This is a genomic window from Streptococcus oralis (assembly GCF_003943825.1).
Taxonomy (GTDB): Bacteria; Bacillota; Bacilli; order Lactobacillales; family Streptococcaceae; genus Streptococcus; species Streptococcus oralis_CD.
Genome location: NZ_RJNJ01000003.1, coordinates 52,452 through 66,763, shown reverse-complemented (window position 1 = coordinate 66,763; position 14,312 = coordinate 52,452). Strand labels below are relative to the sequence as shown.

Annotated in this window: 11 protein-coding genes and 2 tRNA genes; all 13 read left to right on the top strand. The window is 40.5% G+C overall.

Annotated elements, in window-relative coordinates; genetic code table 11:
• The first annotated feature begins 31 nt into the window (after positions 1-31).
• Complete coding sequence (gene parE, locus D8863_RS03400; protein ID WP_125441085.1) at positions 32-1,975, top strand: DNA topoisomerase IV subunit B; 1,944 nt, start codon at positions 32-34, stop codon at positions 1,973-1,975.
• A gap of 507 nt (positions 1,976-2,482) precedes the next feature.
• The gene (locus D8863_RS03390) at positions 2,483-3,025 is read left to right on the top strand and encodes a hypothetical protein (RefSeq protein ID WP_260469736.1); all 543 of its coding nucleotides are present in this window, start codon (positions 2,483-2,485) and stop codon (positions 3,023-3,025) included.
• Between the two features lie 776 nt (positions 3,026-3,801).
• On the top strand, positions 3,802-4,650 hold the full coding sequence (locus D8863_RS03375) for an aminoglycoside 6-adenylyltransferase (protein ID WP_125441083.1): 849 nt from the start codon (positions 3,802-3,804) through the stop codon (positions 4,648-4,650).
• Positions 4,651-5,367: 717 nt separating this feature from the next.
• The gene (parC, locus tag D8863_RS03365) at positions 5,368-7,848 is read left to right on the top strand and encodes a DNA topoisomerase IV subunit A (RefSeq protein WP_125441081.1); all 2,481 of its coding nucleotides are present in this window, start codon (positions 5,368-5,370) and stop codon (positions 7,846-7,848) included.
• Positions 7,849-7,960: 112 nt separating this feature from the next.
• The gene (locus D8863_RS03360) at positions 7,961-8,998 is read left to right on the top strand and encodes a branched-chain amino acid aminotransferase (protein WP_312023390.1); all 1,038 of its coding nucleotides are present in this window, start codon (positions 7,961-7,963) and stop codon (positions 8,996-8,998) included.
• Positions 8,999-9,110: 112 nt separating this feature from the next.
• The gene (locus D8863_RS03355; protein WP_000037107.1) at positions 9,111-9,341 is read left to right on the top strand and encodes a DUF2969 domain-containing protein; all 231 of its coding nucleotides are present in this window, start codon (positions 9,111-9,113) and stop codon (positions 9,339-9,341) included.
• Between the two features lie 49 nt (positions 9,342-9,390).
• Positions 9,391-9,471 (top strand) — tRNA-Tyr (locus D8863_RS03350).
• 8 nt (positions 9,472-9,479) lie between these two features.
• Positions 9,480-9,551, top strand: a tRNA-Gln gene (locus D8863_RS03345).
• A 162-nt stretch (positions 9,552-9,713) separates the two neighbouring features.
• The gene (rpsA, locus tag D8863_RS03340; protein WP_001001617.1) at positions 9,714-10,916 is read left to right on the top strand and encodes a 30S ribosomal protein S1; all 1,203 of its coding nucleotides are present in this window, start codon (positions 9,714-9,716) and stop codon (positions 10,914-10,916) included.
• An 82-nt stretch (positions 10,917-10,998) separates the two neighbouring features.
• The gene (locus D8863_RS03335) at positions 10,999-11,496 is read left to right on the top strand and encodes a free L-methionine (R)-S-oxide reductase MsrC (protein ID WP_125441079.1); all 498 of its coding nucleotides are present in this window, start codon (positions 10,999-11,001) and stop codon (positions 11,494-11,496) included.
• Positions 11,496-13,154 carry a DNA polymerase III subunit gamma/tau gene (gene dnaX / locus D8863_RS03330; RefSeq protein ID WP_125441078.1) on the top strand — a complete coding sequence of 553 codons (1,659 nt, stop codon included), beginning with the start codon at positions 11,496-11,498 and terminating at the stop codon, positions 13,152-13,154. The genes D8863_RS03335 and dnaX overlap by 1 nt, the downstream gene beginning before the upstream one ends.
• 27 nt (positions 13,155-13,181) lie before the next feature.
• Positions 13,182-13,376: a DUF3272 family protein gene (locus D8863_RS03325; RefSeq protein WP_084859816.1), complete on the top strand. Its 195-nt coding sequence runs from the start codon at positions 13,182-13,184 to the stop codon at positions 13,374-13,376.
• 151 nt (positions 13,377-13,527) lie between these two features.
• Positions 13,528-14,298 carry a Fe-S cluster assembly ATPase SufC gene (gene sufC / locus D8863_RS03320; RefSeq protein ID WP_000114489.1) on the top strand — a complete coding sequence of 257 codons (771 nt, stop codon included), beginning with the start codon at positions 13,528-13,530 and terminating at the stop codon, positions 14,296-14,298.
• The last annotated feature ends 14 nt before the right edge of the window (positions 14,299-14,312 follow it).

Here is a 14,312-nt window from a genome sequence, read left to right as displayed (position 1 = left end):
ATAGAAAAGATGAACAAATAGGAGGTTCCTTGTGTCAAAAAAGGAAATCAATATTAATAACTACAATGATGACGCCATTCAGGTGCTAGAAGGGTTGGATGCGGTCCGTAAACGTCCAGGGATGTATATCGGATCGACTGACGGTGCTGGTCTCCATCACCTAGTCTGGGAAATCGTGGATAATGCGGTCGATGAAGCCCTATCTGGATTTGGTGATCGCATTGATGTAACCATCAATAAGGACGGCAGTCTAACTGTTCAAGACCATGGTCGAGGGATGCCGACTGGGATGCACGCCATGGGAATTCCAACTGTTGAGGTTATCTTTACCATTCTCCACGCTGGAGGAAAATTCGGACAAGGTGGCTATAAGACATCTGGTGGTCTCCACGGAGTGGGATCTTCAGTCGTTAATGCCTTATCTAGCTGGCTAGAAGTGGAAATCACCCGTGATGGTACAGTATACAAGCAACGTTTTGAAAATGGTGGGAAACCCGTCACAACCTTGAAGAAAATTGGTACAGCAGCTAAGTCTAAGACAGGTACCAAAGTGACCTTCATGCCAGATGCCAGTATCTTTTCTACGACAGACTTTAAATACAATACCATTTCAGAACGCCTTAATGAGTCAGCCTTTCTTTTGAAAAATGTGACCTTGTCTTTGACAGATAAGCGAACAGATGAAGCAATCGAATTCCATTATGAGAACGGGGTACAAGACTTTGTTTCTTACCTCAATGAAGACAAGGAAACCTTGACGCCAGTCCTATACTTTGAAGGGGAAGACAATGGTTTCCAAGTAGAAGTAGCCCTCCAGTACAATGATGGATTTTCAGATAATATTCTATCCTTTGTCAATAACGTACGTACCAAGGATGGGGGGACGCATGAGACAGGACTCAAGTCAGCCATTACTAAGGTCATGAACGACTACGCGCGTAAGACTGGGCTCCTCAAGGAAAAAGATAAAAATCTTGAAGGTTCAGACTATCGTGAGGGACTAGCGGCCGTTCTTTCTATCTTAGTACCTGAAGAACACCTCCAGTTTGAAGGACAGACCAAGGATAAACTAGGGAGTCCTCTGGCTCGTCCAATTGTCGATGGTATTGTGGCTGATAAGTTAACCTTCTTCCTCATGGAAAATGGAGAACTAGCTTCCAATCTCATTCGTAAGGCTATCAAGGCCCGTGATGCGCGCGAGGCGGCCCGCAAAGCGCGTGATGAGAGCCGAAATGGTAAGAAAAACAAGAAAGACAAGGGCTTGTTGTCTGGAAAATTGACTCCAGCTCAATCTAAAAATCCAGCAAAGAACGAGCTCTACCTAGTCGAAGGGGACTCTGCCGGTGGTTCTGCCAAACAAGGCCGTGACCGTAAGTTCCAGGCTATCTTGCCCCTTCGAGGTAAGGTCATCAATACAGCCAAGGCCAAGATGGCGGATATCCTCAAAAATGAAGAAATCAATACCATGATTTATACCATTGGTGCGGGTGTGGGAGCAGACTTCTCCATTGAAGATGCCAACTATGACAAAATCATTATCATGACCGATGCGGATACTGACGGTGCTCACATTCAGACCTTGCTCTTAACATTTTTCTACCGCTATATGCGTCCGCTAGTCGAGGCAGGACATGTCTATATCGCCCTCCCTCCTCTTTACAAGATGTCCAAAGGCAAAGGCAAGAAAGAAGAAGTGGCCTATGCTTGGACGGACGGAGAGCTAGAAGAACTCCGCAAGCAGTTTGGTAAAGGCGCAACTCTCCAACGCTACAAAGGTCTTGGTGAGATGAATGCGGACCAACTCTGGGAAACAACCATGAATCCAGAGACTCGAACTCTCATTCGTGTCACGATTGAAGACTTAGCACGCGCCGAACGCCGTGTCAATGTCCTCATGGGAGATAAGGTCGAACCACGCCGTAAATGGATTGAAGATAATGTTAAGTTTACGCTGGAGGAAGCGACAGTGTTTTAAGGAGTATGATTAATGGATAGTTCAGGACATTCGATTTTTGGAAGTTATTTGGGTTTGGTTTTCTTAGTTTCTTTACCCTCGGCTATTCTTGCATTCTACATCAATAGTCGAAAAAAAAGTTTCCAAGGTTTATATGCACCGATTGTATTTACCTTGTTTATGATCTTGATGCTTTTATTCAATATGGATTCGTCAGAATCCGGTTCTTTAGTGGCATCCTTTGTCATGATTTTATTTGGTTTTCCTTTGATAGCAGGAGCCTTAATCTACACACTTATTCGATTGTGTTATGTCTATCCGGAGAAACGGTGGAAGGCTTTTTTGATTTTCCTATCCTATATTTTAGGTCCCCTATCTGTAGGTATTCTGGGATGGTATGTGGTAAATTTAGTTCAGATCCATCTGTTGACATTCTTGGTAATGATTTTGATGATTCTAGTTTCCTATCTTCCTCCTCTCTATCTCCATTACACCAAACGAAATCAGTAAGCAAAGGGGGAGTGAATAGTGAACAGTTCTTTAATAATGATATTTTTCTTTCTCGAAATCATTGCTATTGCTGGAATAATTCTTGATGCAATCTCCAATAAAGAGAAAATAGAATATTCAAACTCCTTAAGTTCCCTAGTATTTATGGCTTGTAATATAGGAATGTTTGTAGTGTTCAACCCGTCTTTAGACGAACCCTACTTAGGAGTATTTGTACGGGTATTTTCTTTATATACTCATGCGCCTCTGTGCATAACATATGCGATTACTAGTCTTTATAAGAGTATCAAGCACGTCAAGTATTTTCCTAGTAAGTTTGCCCGAATCTTATTATCTAACGTTACACTTATATTTCTACTCTCAATTGTAAATGTTTTTGTATTATTTAGAGAGATTAAAGAAATCTATATACTTATTTTCTTGCAAGGCCTTTTTTCAGGAATTCAATTCCTACTTTGGATGCTTGAAAGGAAAAGAGTTCGAAAACTACAACAACAAAAGAAAGAAGATGCTCCTTTTACTAACCATGTTTCAGATGAGGGTGACATAGATGAGAACTGACCAGGAAATGCTTGAACTGATTTTAGGAACAGTTAAAATTTTAAAAGTTGACACTGGTAAGAACTCAAGTATCTCCTCTTGAATAATCTAACGGAAAATATCATTCAGGTCTGTTTCTTTAGAGGACGCTTTATACTATTTGAAGGATATTATTTTTACCATACAGGAAAGTCGCATCGTTCAAGTAAAAATGATTATCATATTTGTTATGTAAATAATATATAGAACTAAAGGGGGGTCAGTAATGAGTAGTGAATCTATAATTTCTATTTTCGTTGTTGTCATAGTAATTTTTGGAATTATAAGTAATTTAATCTCCAACTTGGGGAGAAAAGAGTATGCTCGTTCAATATCCCTGTTTTTACTGTCCATTTTAACTATTGGTGTCTGTCTATCAAATATACCAGTGGAAGGTAACTATTACTATGGGTTAAGATTTATTGGGTTAAAATTTATTTTGTTTTATCATGACTATTTCGCCCCCTTGATGATTGTTTATTCATTTTATACTCTATATAAGAGCGTAATCCATTGTAGGCATTTTAAGAGCAAATTTGCTATAGTACTTCGATTGAATGCCACCTTCATTTTTCTCCTTTCATTGGTAAATATATTTGTTCTATGGGAAATGATAGTAAAACACCAAAGAAGTAACATAATATCTATTTGTTATATTTTTATTTTTTTAGGGATTTGCTCAACTATCCAATTCATTGTAGGAGAACTTGAGAAGAAAAGAATACGAGTCCTTCAGAAACAAGAGGAGCTAGATAGTTATGAAAAATAACTCTGTAAAAGATAGGTGCAGAAAATATAGAAGTCAAGAGCAAATGCTGAGATTGATTTTACAAACAGCTAAAACTTTACAAGTTGAGGCTGTCGCCATGTCTGGTTCACGGACAAATCCAAAGGCTCCAAAAGACGAGTTTCAAGACTATGATGTTGTTTATGTCGTGGACGACTTAGATAATCTGACGAGTGACCTTGCTTGGTTGGACCGGTTTGGAACACGTATCATTGAGCAGCATAACGTACTTGACCATCGCCACCTCTATCTCATGCTCTTTGAAGATGGCAATCGGATTGATTTGACCCTCTGCCCCAAAGACCATATTCAAGAGTGGGTAGATAGTGAAGCAGGGTTCACCGTTTTAGAAGATAAGAAGGGTTTATTTGAACCCTACTTTCCAAGTCCTCAACGTTACTGGACAAGCCCAGCTAGTGCAATAGAGTTTGACAAAGCCTGCAATGAATTTTGGTGGGTGTCAGCCTACGTGGTTAAAGGGATTTGTCGCAAGCAAGCCATCTATGCCACGAATCATCTCTACGGGATTTGTCAACAAGAACTTTTGAAGGTCTTGGCTTGGCGAGTTGCAGCAGATAAGTGGACGATTGATATTGGCAAGAACTATAAATATCTCTTTAACTATTTACCTGCTGAGAAAGAGAAAGAATTCTCAGCTCTACTTGATTTTTCAAGTGTAGAGAAACTTACTCAGTCATTGTTTGCTACGATGCAACTTTTCCACCAAGAAGCTCAATTCCTTGCTCACAAGATGGGATTTGACTATGATATGAAAGTAGCTGAGAAGATGATTCAGTATGCTGAGGAGAGGTTGAACTAGTATGTTAGATTATATATTTGTTATATTTTTCATGGGGTTCCCAGGAGTACAAATTTTAGTATTGGTGTCCTCTATATTTCTAGCTATCAAAAGAAATAAGTTACATAAAAGGGTGTATGGATTATTTTTCCCGATCATTATAACGATGTGTAATATTTGGCTTGTTTCAATTGATCGCACAGAGCTTTTTGATGATGCTTTAAGATTTTCGTTCTTTCTAATTTCTTTTTGTTTACCTATGCTTATTTCTTCCACACTCTATCACTCCATACGCTTATATTATTTATACAAATCAATCAAGTGGAGAGTCTTCCCTGTAAGTTTATGTTATTTATTCGGTTTAATTTTTCATTATCTTAATACAATGCATTGGGAGGAGCTATTTCGAGGGCAAAAGTTTATGTTTAATATCTTGCTGATATCAACTGTTATAGTTTCTTATTTACCTTGTCAATATTTGTACACACTTCAAAGAAGAAAGAATAATCCATAGGAAATAGTTGCCTTTGCTTAATCTAAATAAGTGTTGTGAATGACTTAAATAGTATTTAAAAATATTTTTCTTAATACCAATTTTAATGTAAAACCTACTCTACATTCTTTGAAAGGAGTTGAACACGCCCTAAATACTGGGTGAAAAAGATAAATTCTCTTGAGAGCATCGCTCGCTTTAAGAATTTCCTATTTTTACTTTGCATTTTACGGGCTTAGTATCCTATGTCTAACATTCAAAACATGTCCCTGGAGGACATCATGGGAGAGCGCTTTGGTCGCTACTCCAAATACATCATTCAAGACCGGGCTTTGCCAGATATTCGTGATGGATTGAAGCCTGTGCAACGTCGTATTCTTTATTCGATGAATAAGGATGGCAATACCTTTGACAAGAGCTACCGTAAGTCGGCCAAGTCTGTCGGTAACATCATGGGGAATTTTCACCCACACGGGGATTCTTCTATCTATGATGCTATGGTTCGTATGTCTCAGGATTGGAAAAACCGTGAGATTTTGGTCGAAATGCACGGTAATAACGGTTCTATGGACGGAGATCCGCCTGCGGCAATGCGTTATACCGAGGCGCGTTTGTCTGAGATTGCCGGTTATCTTCTTCAGGACATCGAGAAGAAGACAGTTCCTTTTGCGTGGAACTTTGACGATACCGAGAAAGAGCCGACAGTCCTGCCAGCAGCCTTTCCAAACCTTTTGGTTAATGGTTCGACTGGGATTTCGGCTGGATATGCTACAGACATTCCTCCCCATAATTTAGCTGAGGTCATTGATGCGACGGTTTACATGATTGACCACCCAACAGCCAAGGTGGACAAGCTCATGGAATTCTTACCTGGTCCAGATTTCCCTACAGGAGCGATTATCCAAGGCCGTGACGAAATCAAGAAGGCCTATGAAACTGGTAAGGGGCGCGTGGTTGTTCGTTCCAAGACTGAAATTGAGAAGTTAAAAGGTGGTAAGGAACAAATCGTTATCACTGAGATTCCTTATGAGATTAATAAGGCTAACTTAGTCAAGAAAATTGATGAAGTCCGTGTCAATAACAAGGTGGCAGGTATTGCTGAGGTTCGTGATGAGTCTGACCGTGATGGTCTTCGTATCGCTATAGAACTCAAAAAAGATGCGAACACGGAACTTGTTCTCAACTATCTCTTCAAATATACTGATTTGCAAATCAACTACAACTTCAACATGGTGGCGATTGACAATTTCACACCTCGTCAGGTGGGGATTGTACCAATCTTGTCTAGTTATATCGCCCACCGTCGTGAAGTTATCTTAGCGCGTTCTCGTTTTGACAAGGAAAAGGCTGAAAAACGTCTCCATATCGTTGAAGGTTTGATTCGCGTCATCTCGATTTTGGATGAGGTTATTGCCCTTATTCGCGCTTCTGAGAACAAGGCTGATGCCAAGGAAAACCTTAAGGTCAGCTATGAATTTACGGAAGAACAGGCAGAAGCTATCGTTACCTTGCAACTTTATCGTTTAACGAATACAGACGTGGTTGTCTTGCAAGAAGAAGAAGCAGAATTGCGTGAAAAGATTGCTATGCTTGCGGCTATCATCGGTGATGAACGGACTATGTACAATCTCATGAAGAAAGAACTTCGTGAGGTCAAGAAGAAATTTGCGACACCACGTTTGAGTACTTTGGAAGATACTGCGAAAGCAATCGAGATTGACACAGCTAGTCTGATCGCTGAAGAAGATACTTACGTTAGCGTGACGAAGGCTGGATATATCAAACGTACCAGCCCACGTTCCTTTGCGGCATCCACTCTGGAAGAAATTGGCAAACGTGATGATGATCGTTTGATCTTTGTACAAACTGCCAAGACAACCCAGCACCTCTTGATGTTTACAACTCTTGGGAATGTCATCTATCGACCAATCCACGAATTGGCAGACATTCGCTGGAAGGACATCGGAGAGCATCTGAGTCAGACCATTACAAACTTTGAAACTAACGAAGAAATTCTCTATGCAGAAGTAGTGGATCAGTTTGATGATGCGACTACCTACTTTGCAGCAACTCGCCTTGGTCAAATCAAACGCGTAGAACGCAAAGAATTCTCTCCATGGCGGACCTACAAGTCGAAGTCTGTTAAGTACGCTAAACTCAAAGACGAGACAGACCAGATTGTAGCAGTAGCACCAATCAAACTGGATGATGTTCTCTTGATTAGTCAAAATGGTTATGCCCTTCGTTTCAATATCGAAGAGGTTCCCGTTGTCGGTGCCAAGGCTGCAGGTGTCAAGGCTATGAACCTGAAAGAAGATGATGTCCTCCAATCCGCCTTTATATGTAACACTTCATCCTTCTACCTCTTGACCCAACGTGGTAGCTTGAAACGTGTTTCCATTGAGGAAATTCCAGCGACCGGACGTGCCAAACGAGGCCTACAAGTCTTGCGTGAGTTGAAAAACAAACCGCACCGAGTCTTCTTGGCTGGAGCAGTTGCAGAGCAAGGTTTCGTTGGTGATCTTTTTAGTACAGAAATGGAAGAAAACGATCAAACGCTCCTTGTCCAATCGAACAAGGGAACAATCTATGAGAGTCGATTGCAAGACCTCAACTTGTCAGAACGTACTAGCAATGGAAGCTTTATTTCAGACACCATTTCAGATGAAGAAGTTTTCGATGCTTACCTCAAAGAAGTCTTTAAAGAGGATAAAGCGAATTCATAAAAAAATCAGTCCAGAGGGCTGATTTTTTGTATTGAAAAATTTTCAGAAAATTACAAATAATACTTGAAATTTTACTAGAAAAGTGTAGAATAGAACACATAGTTTGAATAGTATAAAGGAGAAACACATGACAGTTGCAATTGATTGGGAAAACCTTGGATTTGCTTATATGAAATTACCTTACCGTTATATCGCTCACTACAAAAATGGTCAATGGGATCAAGGAGAATTGACAGAGGATGCAACCTTGCATATTTCAGAATCTTCTCCAAGTCTCCACTATGGACAGCAAGCATTTGAGGGATTGAAAGCCTATCGTACCAAGGACGGCAGTGTTCAATTGTTCCGTCCTGACGAAAATGCCAAGCGTTTGCAACGTACTTGTGACCGTCTTTTGATGCCACAAGTTCCAACAGAAATGTTTGTAGAAGCTTGTAAAGCAGTTGTGCGTGCAAATGAAGAATACGTCCCACCATATGGAACAGGTGGAACCCTTTATCTTCGTCCACTTTTGATTGGTGTTGGGGATATTATTGGGGTTAAACCAGCAGAAGAATATATTTTCACCATCTTTGCTATGCCAGTTGGTAACTATTTTAAAGGTGGTTTAGTCCCAACCAACTTCTTGATTCAGGATGAATACGACCGGGCAGCCCCAAATGGTACAGGTGCTGCCAAGGTAGGTGGGAACTATGCCGCTAGTCTCCTTCCAGGTAAAATGGCCAAGTCACGCCAATTTTCAGATGTTATCTACCTAGATCCATCTACACATACAAAGATTGAAGAAGTCGGATCAGCCAACTTCTTTGGAATCACGGCAGACAATGAATTTATTACGCCATTGAGTCCATCTATCTTGCCATCCATTACCAAGTACTCTTTGCTTTACTTGGCAGAACACCGCTTGGGCTTGACTCCGATTGAAGGCGATGTCCCAATCGATAATTTGAAGCGTTTTGTAGAGGCAGGTGCCTGCGGTACAGCAGCGGTTATTTCGCCAATTGGAGGTATCCAACATGGCGATGATTTCCATGTTTTCTATAGTGAAACAGAAGTAGGTCCTGTTACACGTAAACTTTATGATGAATTGACCGGTATCCAATTTGGTGATGTAGAAGCGCCTGAAGGATGGATTGTCAAAGTGGACTAAAAGACATGAAATAAAGAAGAGCTCCATAGCAGTTGTAAGTGCTGAAATGGAGTTTTTTCTTGCTAGTTTGAGCATTTTCTTGTACAATAGAAAAAGTGAAAAGAGGTAGAGTATGAGTAAAAAAGATAAGAAAATTGAAATCCAATTAACCGATGCAAAAGTGACTGTTGGAAAAGATAGTTATGAAGGATACGTTTTGACGATCGGGAAAAAGGTTATTGGGGAAATTGCCGAATTAGATAGCCAATTTGCCATCATAAAGAATGGAAATGTCGATAGTTTTTATAAAAAACTTGAAAAAGCTGTGGAAATTTTGATTGAAAACTATAATTTGACAAAATAATACTTGTTTTATTGAAAATTTCATGATATAATAGTTCTCGTTAAACATTGGAGAGATAGCGAAGAGGCTAAACGCGGCGGACTGTAAATCCGCTCCTTCGGGTTCGGGGGTTCGAATCCCTCTCTCTCCATTCATCAATGGGGTATAGCCAAGCGGTAAGGCAAGGGACTTTGACTCCCTCATGCGTTGGTTCGAATCCAGCTACCCCAGTTCTTAGGTAATAAATTCAAGATAAAAAGAAAAATATCTTAGGGTATTTTATTTTTATAATTGAAAGACGTGAACGATATGAACATGTCTTTGCGGGTGCTTAGGAAAAAAATTATAAGTATGTCAAGTTTGGAAAAACTTGATTGTTGGAGGATTTTTTAGATGAACGAATTTGAAGATTTGCTAAATAGCGTTAGCCAAGTTGAGCCTGGTGATGTTGTTAGTGCTGAAGTATTGACAGTTGATGCGACTCAAGCTAACGTTGCAATCTCTGGGACTGGTGTTGAAGGTGTCTTGACTCTTCGCGAATTGACAAACGATCGCGATGCAGATATCAATGACTTTGTGAAAGTAGGAGAAGTATTGGATGTTCTTGTACTTCGTCAAGTAGTTGGTAAAGATACTGATACAGTTACATACCTTGTATCTAAAAAACGCCTTGAAGCTCGCAAAGCATGGGACAAACTTGTAGGACGCGAAGAAGAAGTTGTTACTGTTAAAGGTACTCGTGCCGTTAAAGGTGGACTTTCAGTAGAATTTGAAGGTGTTCGTGGATTTATCCCAGCTTCAATGTTGGATACTCGTTTCGTACGTAACACTGAGCGTTTCGTAGGTCAAGAATTTGATGCTAAAATCAAAGAAGTTGATCCTAAAGAAAACCGCTTCATCCTTTCACGTCGTGAAGTTGTTGAAGCAGCTACTGCGGCAGCTCGTGCTGAAGTATTCGGTAAATTGGCTGTTGGTGATGTCGTAACTGGTAAAGTTGCTCGTATCACTAGCTTTGGTGCTTTCATCGACCTTGGTGGGGTTGACGGATTGGTTCACTTGACTGAATTGTCACACGAACGTAACGTATCACCTAAATCAGTTGTAACTGTTGGTGAAGAAATTGAAGTGAAGATCCTTGATCTTAATGAAGAAGAAGGACGCGTATCACTTTCACTTAAAGCAACAACACCTGGACCATGGGATGGTGTTGAGCAAAAATTGGCTAAAGGTGATGTAGTAGAAGGAACAGTTAAACGTTTGACTGACTTCGGTGCATTTGTTGAAGTGTTGCCAGGTATCGATGGACTTGTTCACGTATCACAAATTTCACACAAACGTATCGAAAATCCAAAAGAAGCTCTTACTGTTGGTCAAGAAGTTACTGTTAAAGTCCTTGATGTTAACGCTGACGCAGAACGCGTATCTCTTTCTATCAAAGCTCTTGAAGAACGTCCAGCTCAAGAAGAAGGACAAAAAGAAGAAAAACGCGCTGCTCGTCCACGTCGTCCAAAACGTCAAGAAAAACGTGATTTCGAACTTCCAGAAACACAAACAGGATTCTCAATGGCTGACTTGTTCGGTGATATCGAACTTTAATCAAATTGATAATCACAAAATCCTTTGTTTAAAACAAGGGATTTTTCTTTTGTCTCTTTCCCATTTTTGATATAATAGTTCTATGTTAGATTCAGAAAAACAATCACAATATCAATTGTTAAATGAGGAACTCTCTTATTTACTTGAAGGTGAGACCAATGTTCTTGCCAATCTTTCGAATGCTAGTGCCCTCCTAAAATCTCGATTTCCCAATACTGTATTTGCAGGGTTTTATCTGTTTGACGGTAGCGAGTTGGTTTTAGGGCCTTTTCAGGGTGGTGTTTCTTGTATTCGCATTCCGCTTGGAAAAGGCGTGTGTGGAGAAGCTGCTGAGTTTCAAGAGACTGTTTTGGTTGGCGATGTGAGCACCTATCCAAACTACATTTCTTGTGATAGTATGGCCAAGAGTGAAATCGTGGTTCCCATGCTCAAGAATGGTCAATTGCTGGGTGTCTTAGACCTGGATTCTTCACTTATTGATGATTACAATGCCATTGACCGCGATTACTTGGAACAATTTGTCGCTATTTTGCTTGAGAAGACAGAATGGGACTTTACGATGTTTGAGGAGAAAGCCTAATGTATCAAGCACTTTATCGAAAATATAGAAGCCAAACTTTTTCACAATTGGTCGGACAAGAAGTTGTGGCTAAAACCCTAAAACAAGCGGTCGAGCAGGAAAAGATTAGTCATGCCTATCTTTTCTCAGGCCCTCGTGGGACTGGGAAGACCAGTGTGGCCAAGATTTTTGCCAAGGCTATGAACTGTCCGAACCAAGTGAACGGAGAACCGTGTAATAACTGCTATATCTGTCAGGCTGTGACAGAAGGTAGCTTAGAAGATGTTATCGAAATGGATGCAGCTTCGAATAATGGAGTCGATGAAATCCGTGAAATTCGTGATAAATCCACCTATGCTCCTAGTTTGGCACGTTATAAGGTCTATATCATAGACGAGGTTCATATGCTGTCTACAGGAGCTTTTAATGCGCTTTTGAAGACTTTGGAAGAACCAACTCAAAATGTTGTCTTTATCTTGGCGACTACCGAATTGCACAAGATTCCAGCAACTATTTTATCGCGTGTCCAACGTTTTGAGTTTAAGTCGATTAGAACGCAAGATATCACGGCACATATTCATCATATTTTAGAAAAAGAACATATCAGTTCTGAACCAGATGCCGTGGAAATCATTGCCAGACGAGCTGAAGGTGGAATGCGGGATGCCTTGTCTATTCTGGACCAAGCCTTGAGCTTGACTCAAGGGAATGCTTTAACCACAGCTATCTCTGAGGAGATTACAGGCACCATTAGTCTATCAGCACTTGATGACTATGTAGCTGCCTTGTCTCAGCAGGATGTTCCAAAAGCGCTTGATTCTTTGAATCTTTTATTTGAAAATGGAAAGAGCATGACTCGTTTTGTGACGGATCTTTTACAGTACTTGCGTGATTTACTAGTTGTTCAGACAGGTGGCGAAAATACTCATCATAGTTCAATTTTTATGGAGAATCTAGCTCTTTCTCAGGAAAGTCTCTTTGAAATGATTCGAATAGCGACTGTGAGCTTGGCGGATATGAAAGCAAGCCTACAACCTAAGATTTATGCTGAGATGATGACCATTCGTTTAGCGGAGATTAAGCCTGAACCAGTGCTTTCAGGAGCTGTCGAAAGTGAAATTTCTGCACTGAGACAGGAAGTCGCTCGTCTTAAACAAGAACTTGCCAATGTTGGAACTGCTCCTAAACAAGTGGCGCCAGTCCCTAGCCGTCCAGCCACTTCCAAGACAGTCTATCGAGTAGACCGTAATAAGGTTCAGGCTATCCTACAAGAAGCTGTTGAAAATCCTGAATTGGCACGGCAAAACTTGATTCGCCTCCAGAATGCATGGGGGGAAGTGATCGAAAGCTTAGCTGGTCCTGATAAGGCTCTGCTTGTTGGTTCTCAACCAGTTGCAGCCAACGAACACCATGCTATTTTAGCTTTTGAATCTAATTTCAATGCAGGCCAAACCATGAAACGGGATAACCTCAATACCATGTTTGGCAATATTCTTAGCCAGGTGGCTGGATTTTCACCTGAAATCCTGGCAATTTCCCTAGAGGAATGGAAAGAGGTTCGTGCAGCATTTTCAGCTAAAAACAAGTCTTCTCAAGCAGATCAAGAGGTAGAAGAAGAGAGCCTGATTCCAGAGGGATTTGAATTTCTGGCTGATAAAGTCATGGTCGAAGAAGACTAAAAGTGGATTTCATGGTACAATAATCCTATGACTAGACAACAATTTATCGTGATAGCACTATTTACTGCTGCTGAGACTTATTTTTTCAATGAAGCTTGGATGACGGGTCGCTATTTTATGGCAGTCTTTTGGGCCATTCTACTTTTTCGAAATTTTAGGTTAAGTTATGTAATGGGGAAAATAGTAGATGCCATTGATCAGCACCTAAACCGCAAGGATTAGTCACTAGCTTCTAAACAAAATCAAAGCCTTTTAGGCTTTTTTTTGTTATACTAGTAGAGTATATTTATGGACCTTTTCTTGTATTTTTTGAGAAATGTAAGTGATTTCTTTAAGGATAAAGGAAGTAGGCCAGAAAAAGAAAGGAACTATCATGTCAGTATTAGAGATCAAAGATCTTCACGTTGAGATTGAAGGAAAAGAAATTTTGAAGGGGGTCAATCTGACTCTGAAAACAGGAGAAATCGCAGCTATCATGGGACCAAATGGTACTGGTAAATCGACTCTTTCTGCAGCTATCATGGGGAACCCTAACTATGAAGTTACTAAAGGGGAGGTCTTGTTTGATGGTGTAAACATCCTTGAATTGGAAGTGGACGAGCGTGCGCGTATGGGACTTTTCCTTGCTATGCAGTACCCATCTGAAATTCCAGGAATTACCAACGCTGAATTTCTTCGTGCAGCTATGAATGCTGGTAAAGAAGATGATGAAAAGATTTCAGTTCGTGAGTTTATCACTAAACTAGACGAGAAAATGGAATTGCTCAACATGAAAGAAGAAATGGCAGAGCGTTACCTCAACGAAGGATTCTCTGGTGGTGAGAAAAAACGTAATGAAATTCTTCAGCTTTTGATGTTGGAACCAACTTTTGCCCTTTTGGATGAGATTGACTCAGGTCTTGATATTGACGCCCTTAAAGTTGTATCGAAAGGTGTGAATGCTATGCGTGGCGAGGGATTTGGTGCTATGATTATCACTCACTACCAACGTCTTTTGAACTACATCACACCAGACGTGGTACACGTGATGATGGAAGGTCGTGTGGTCCTTTCTGGTGGTCCAGAATTGGCTGCCCGTTTGGAACGTGAAGGATACGCAAAACTAGCTGAAGAACTTGGCTACGACTACAAGGAAGAATTGTAATTCCCTCGTATCTT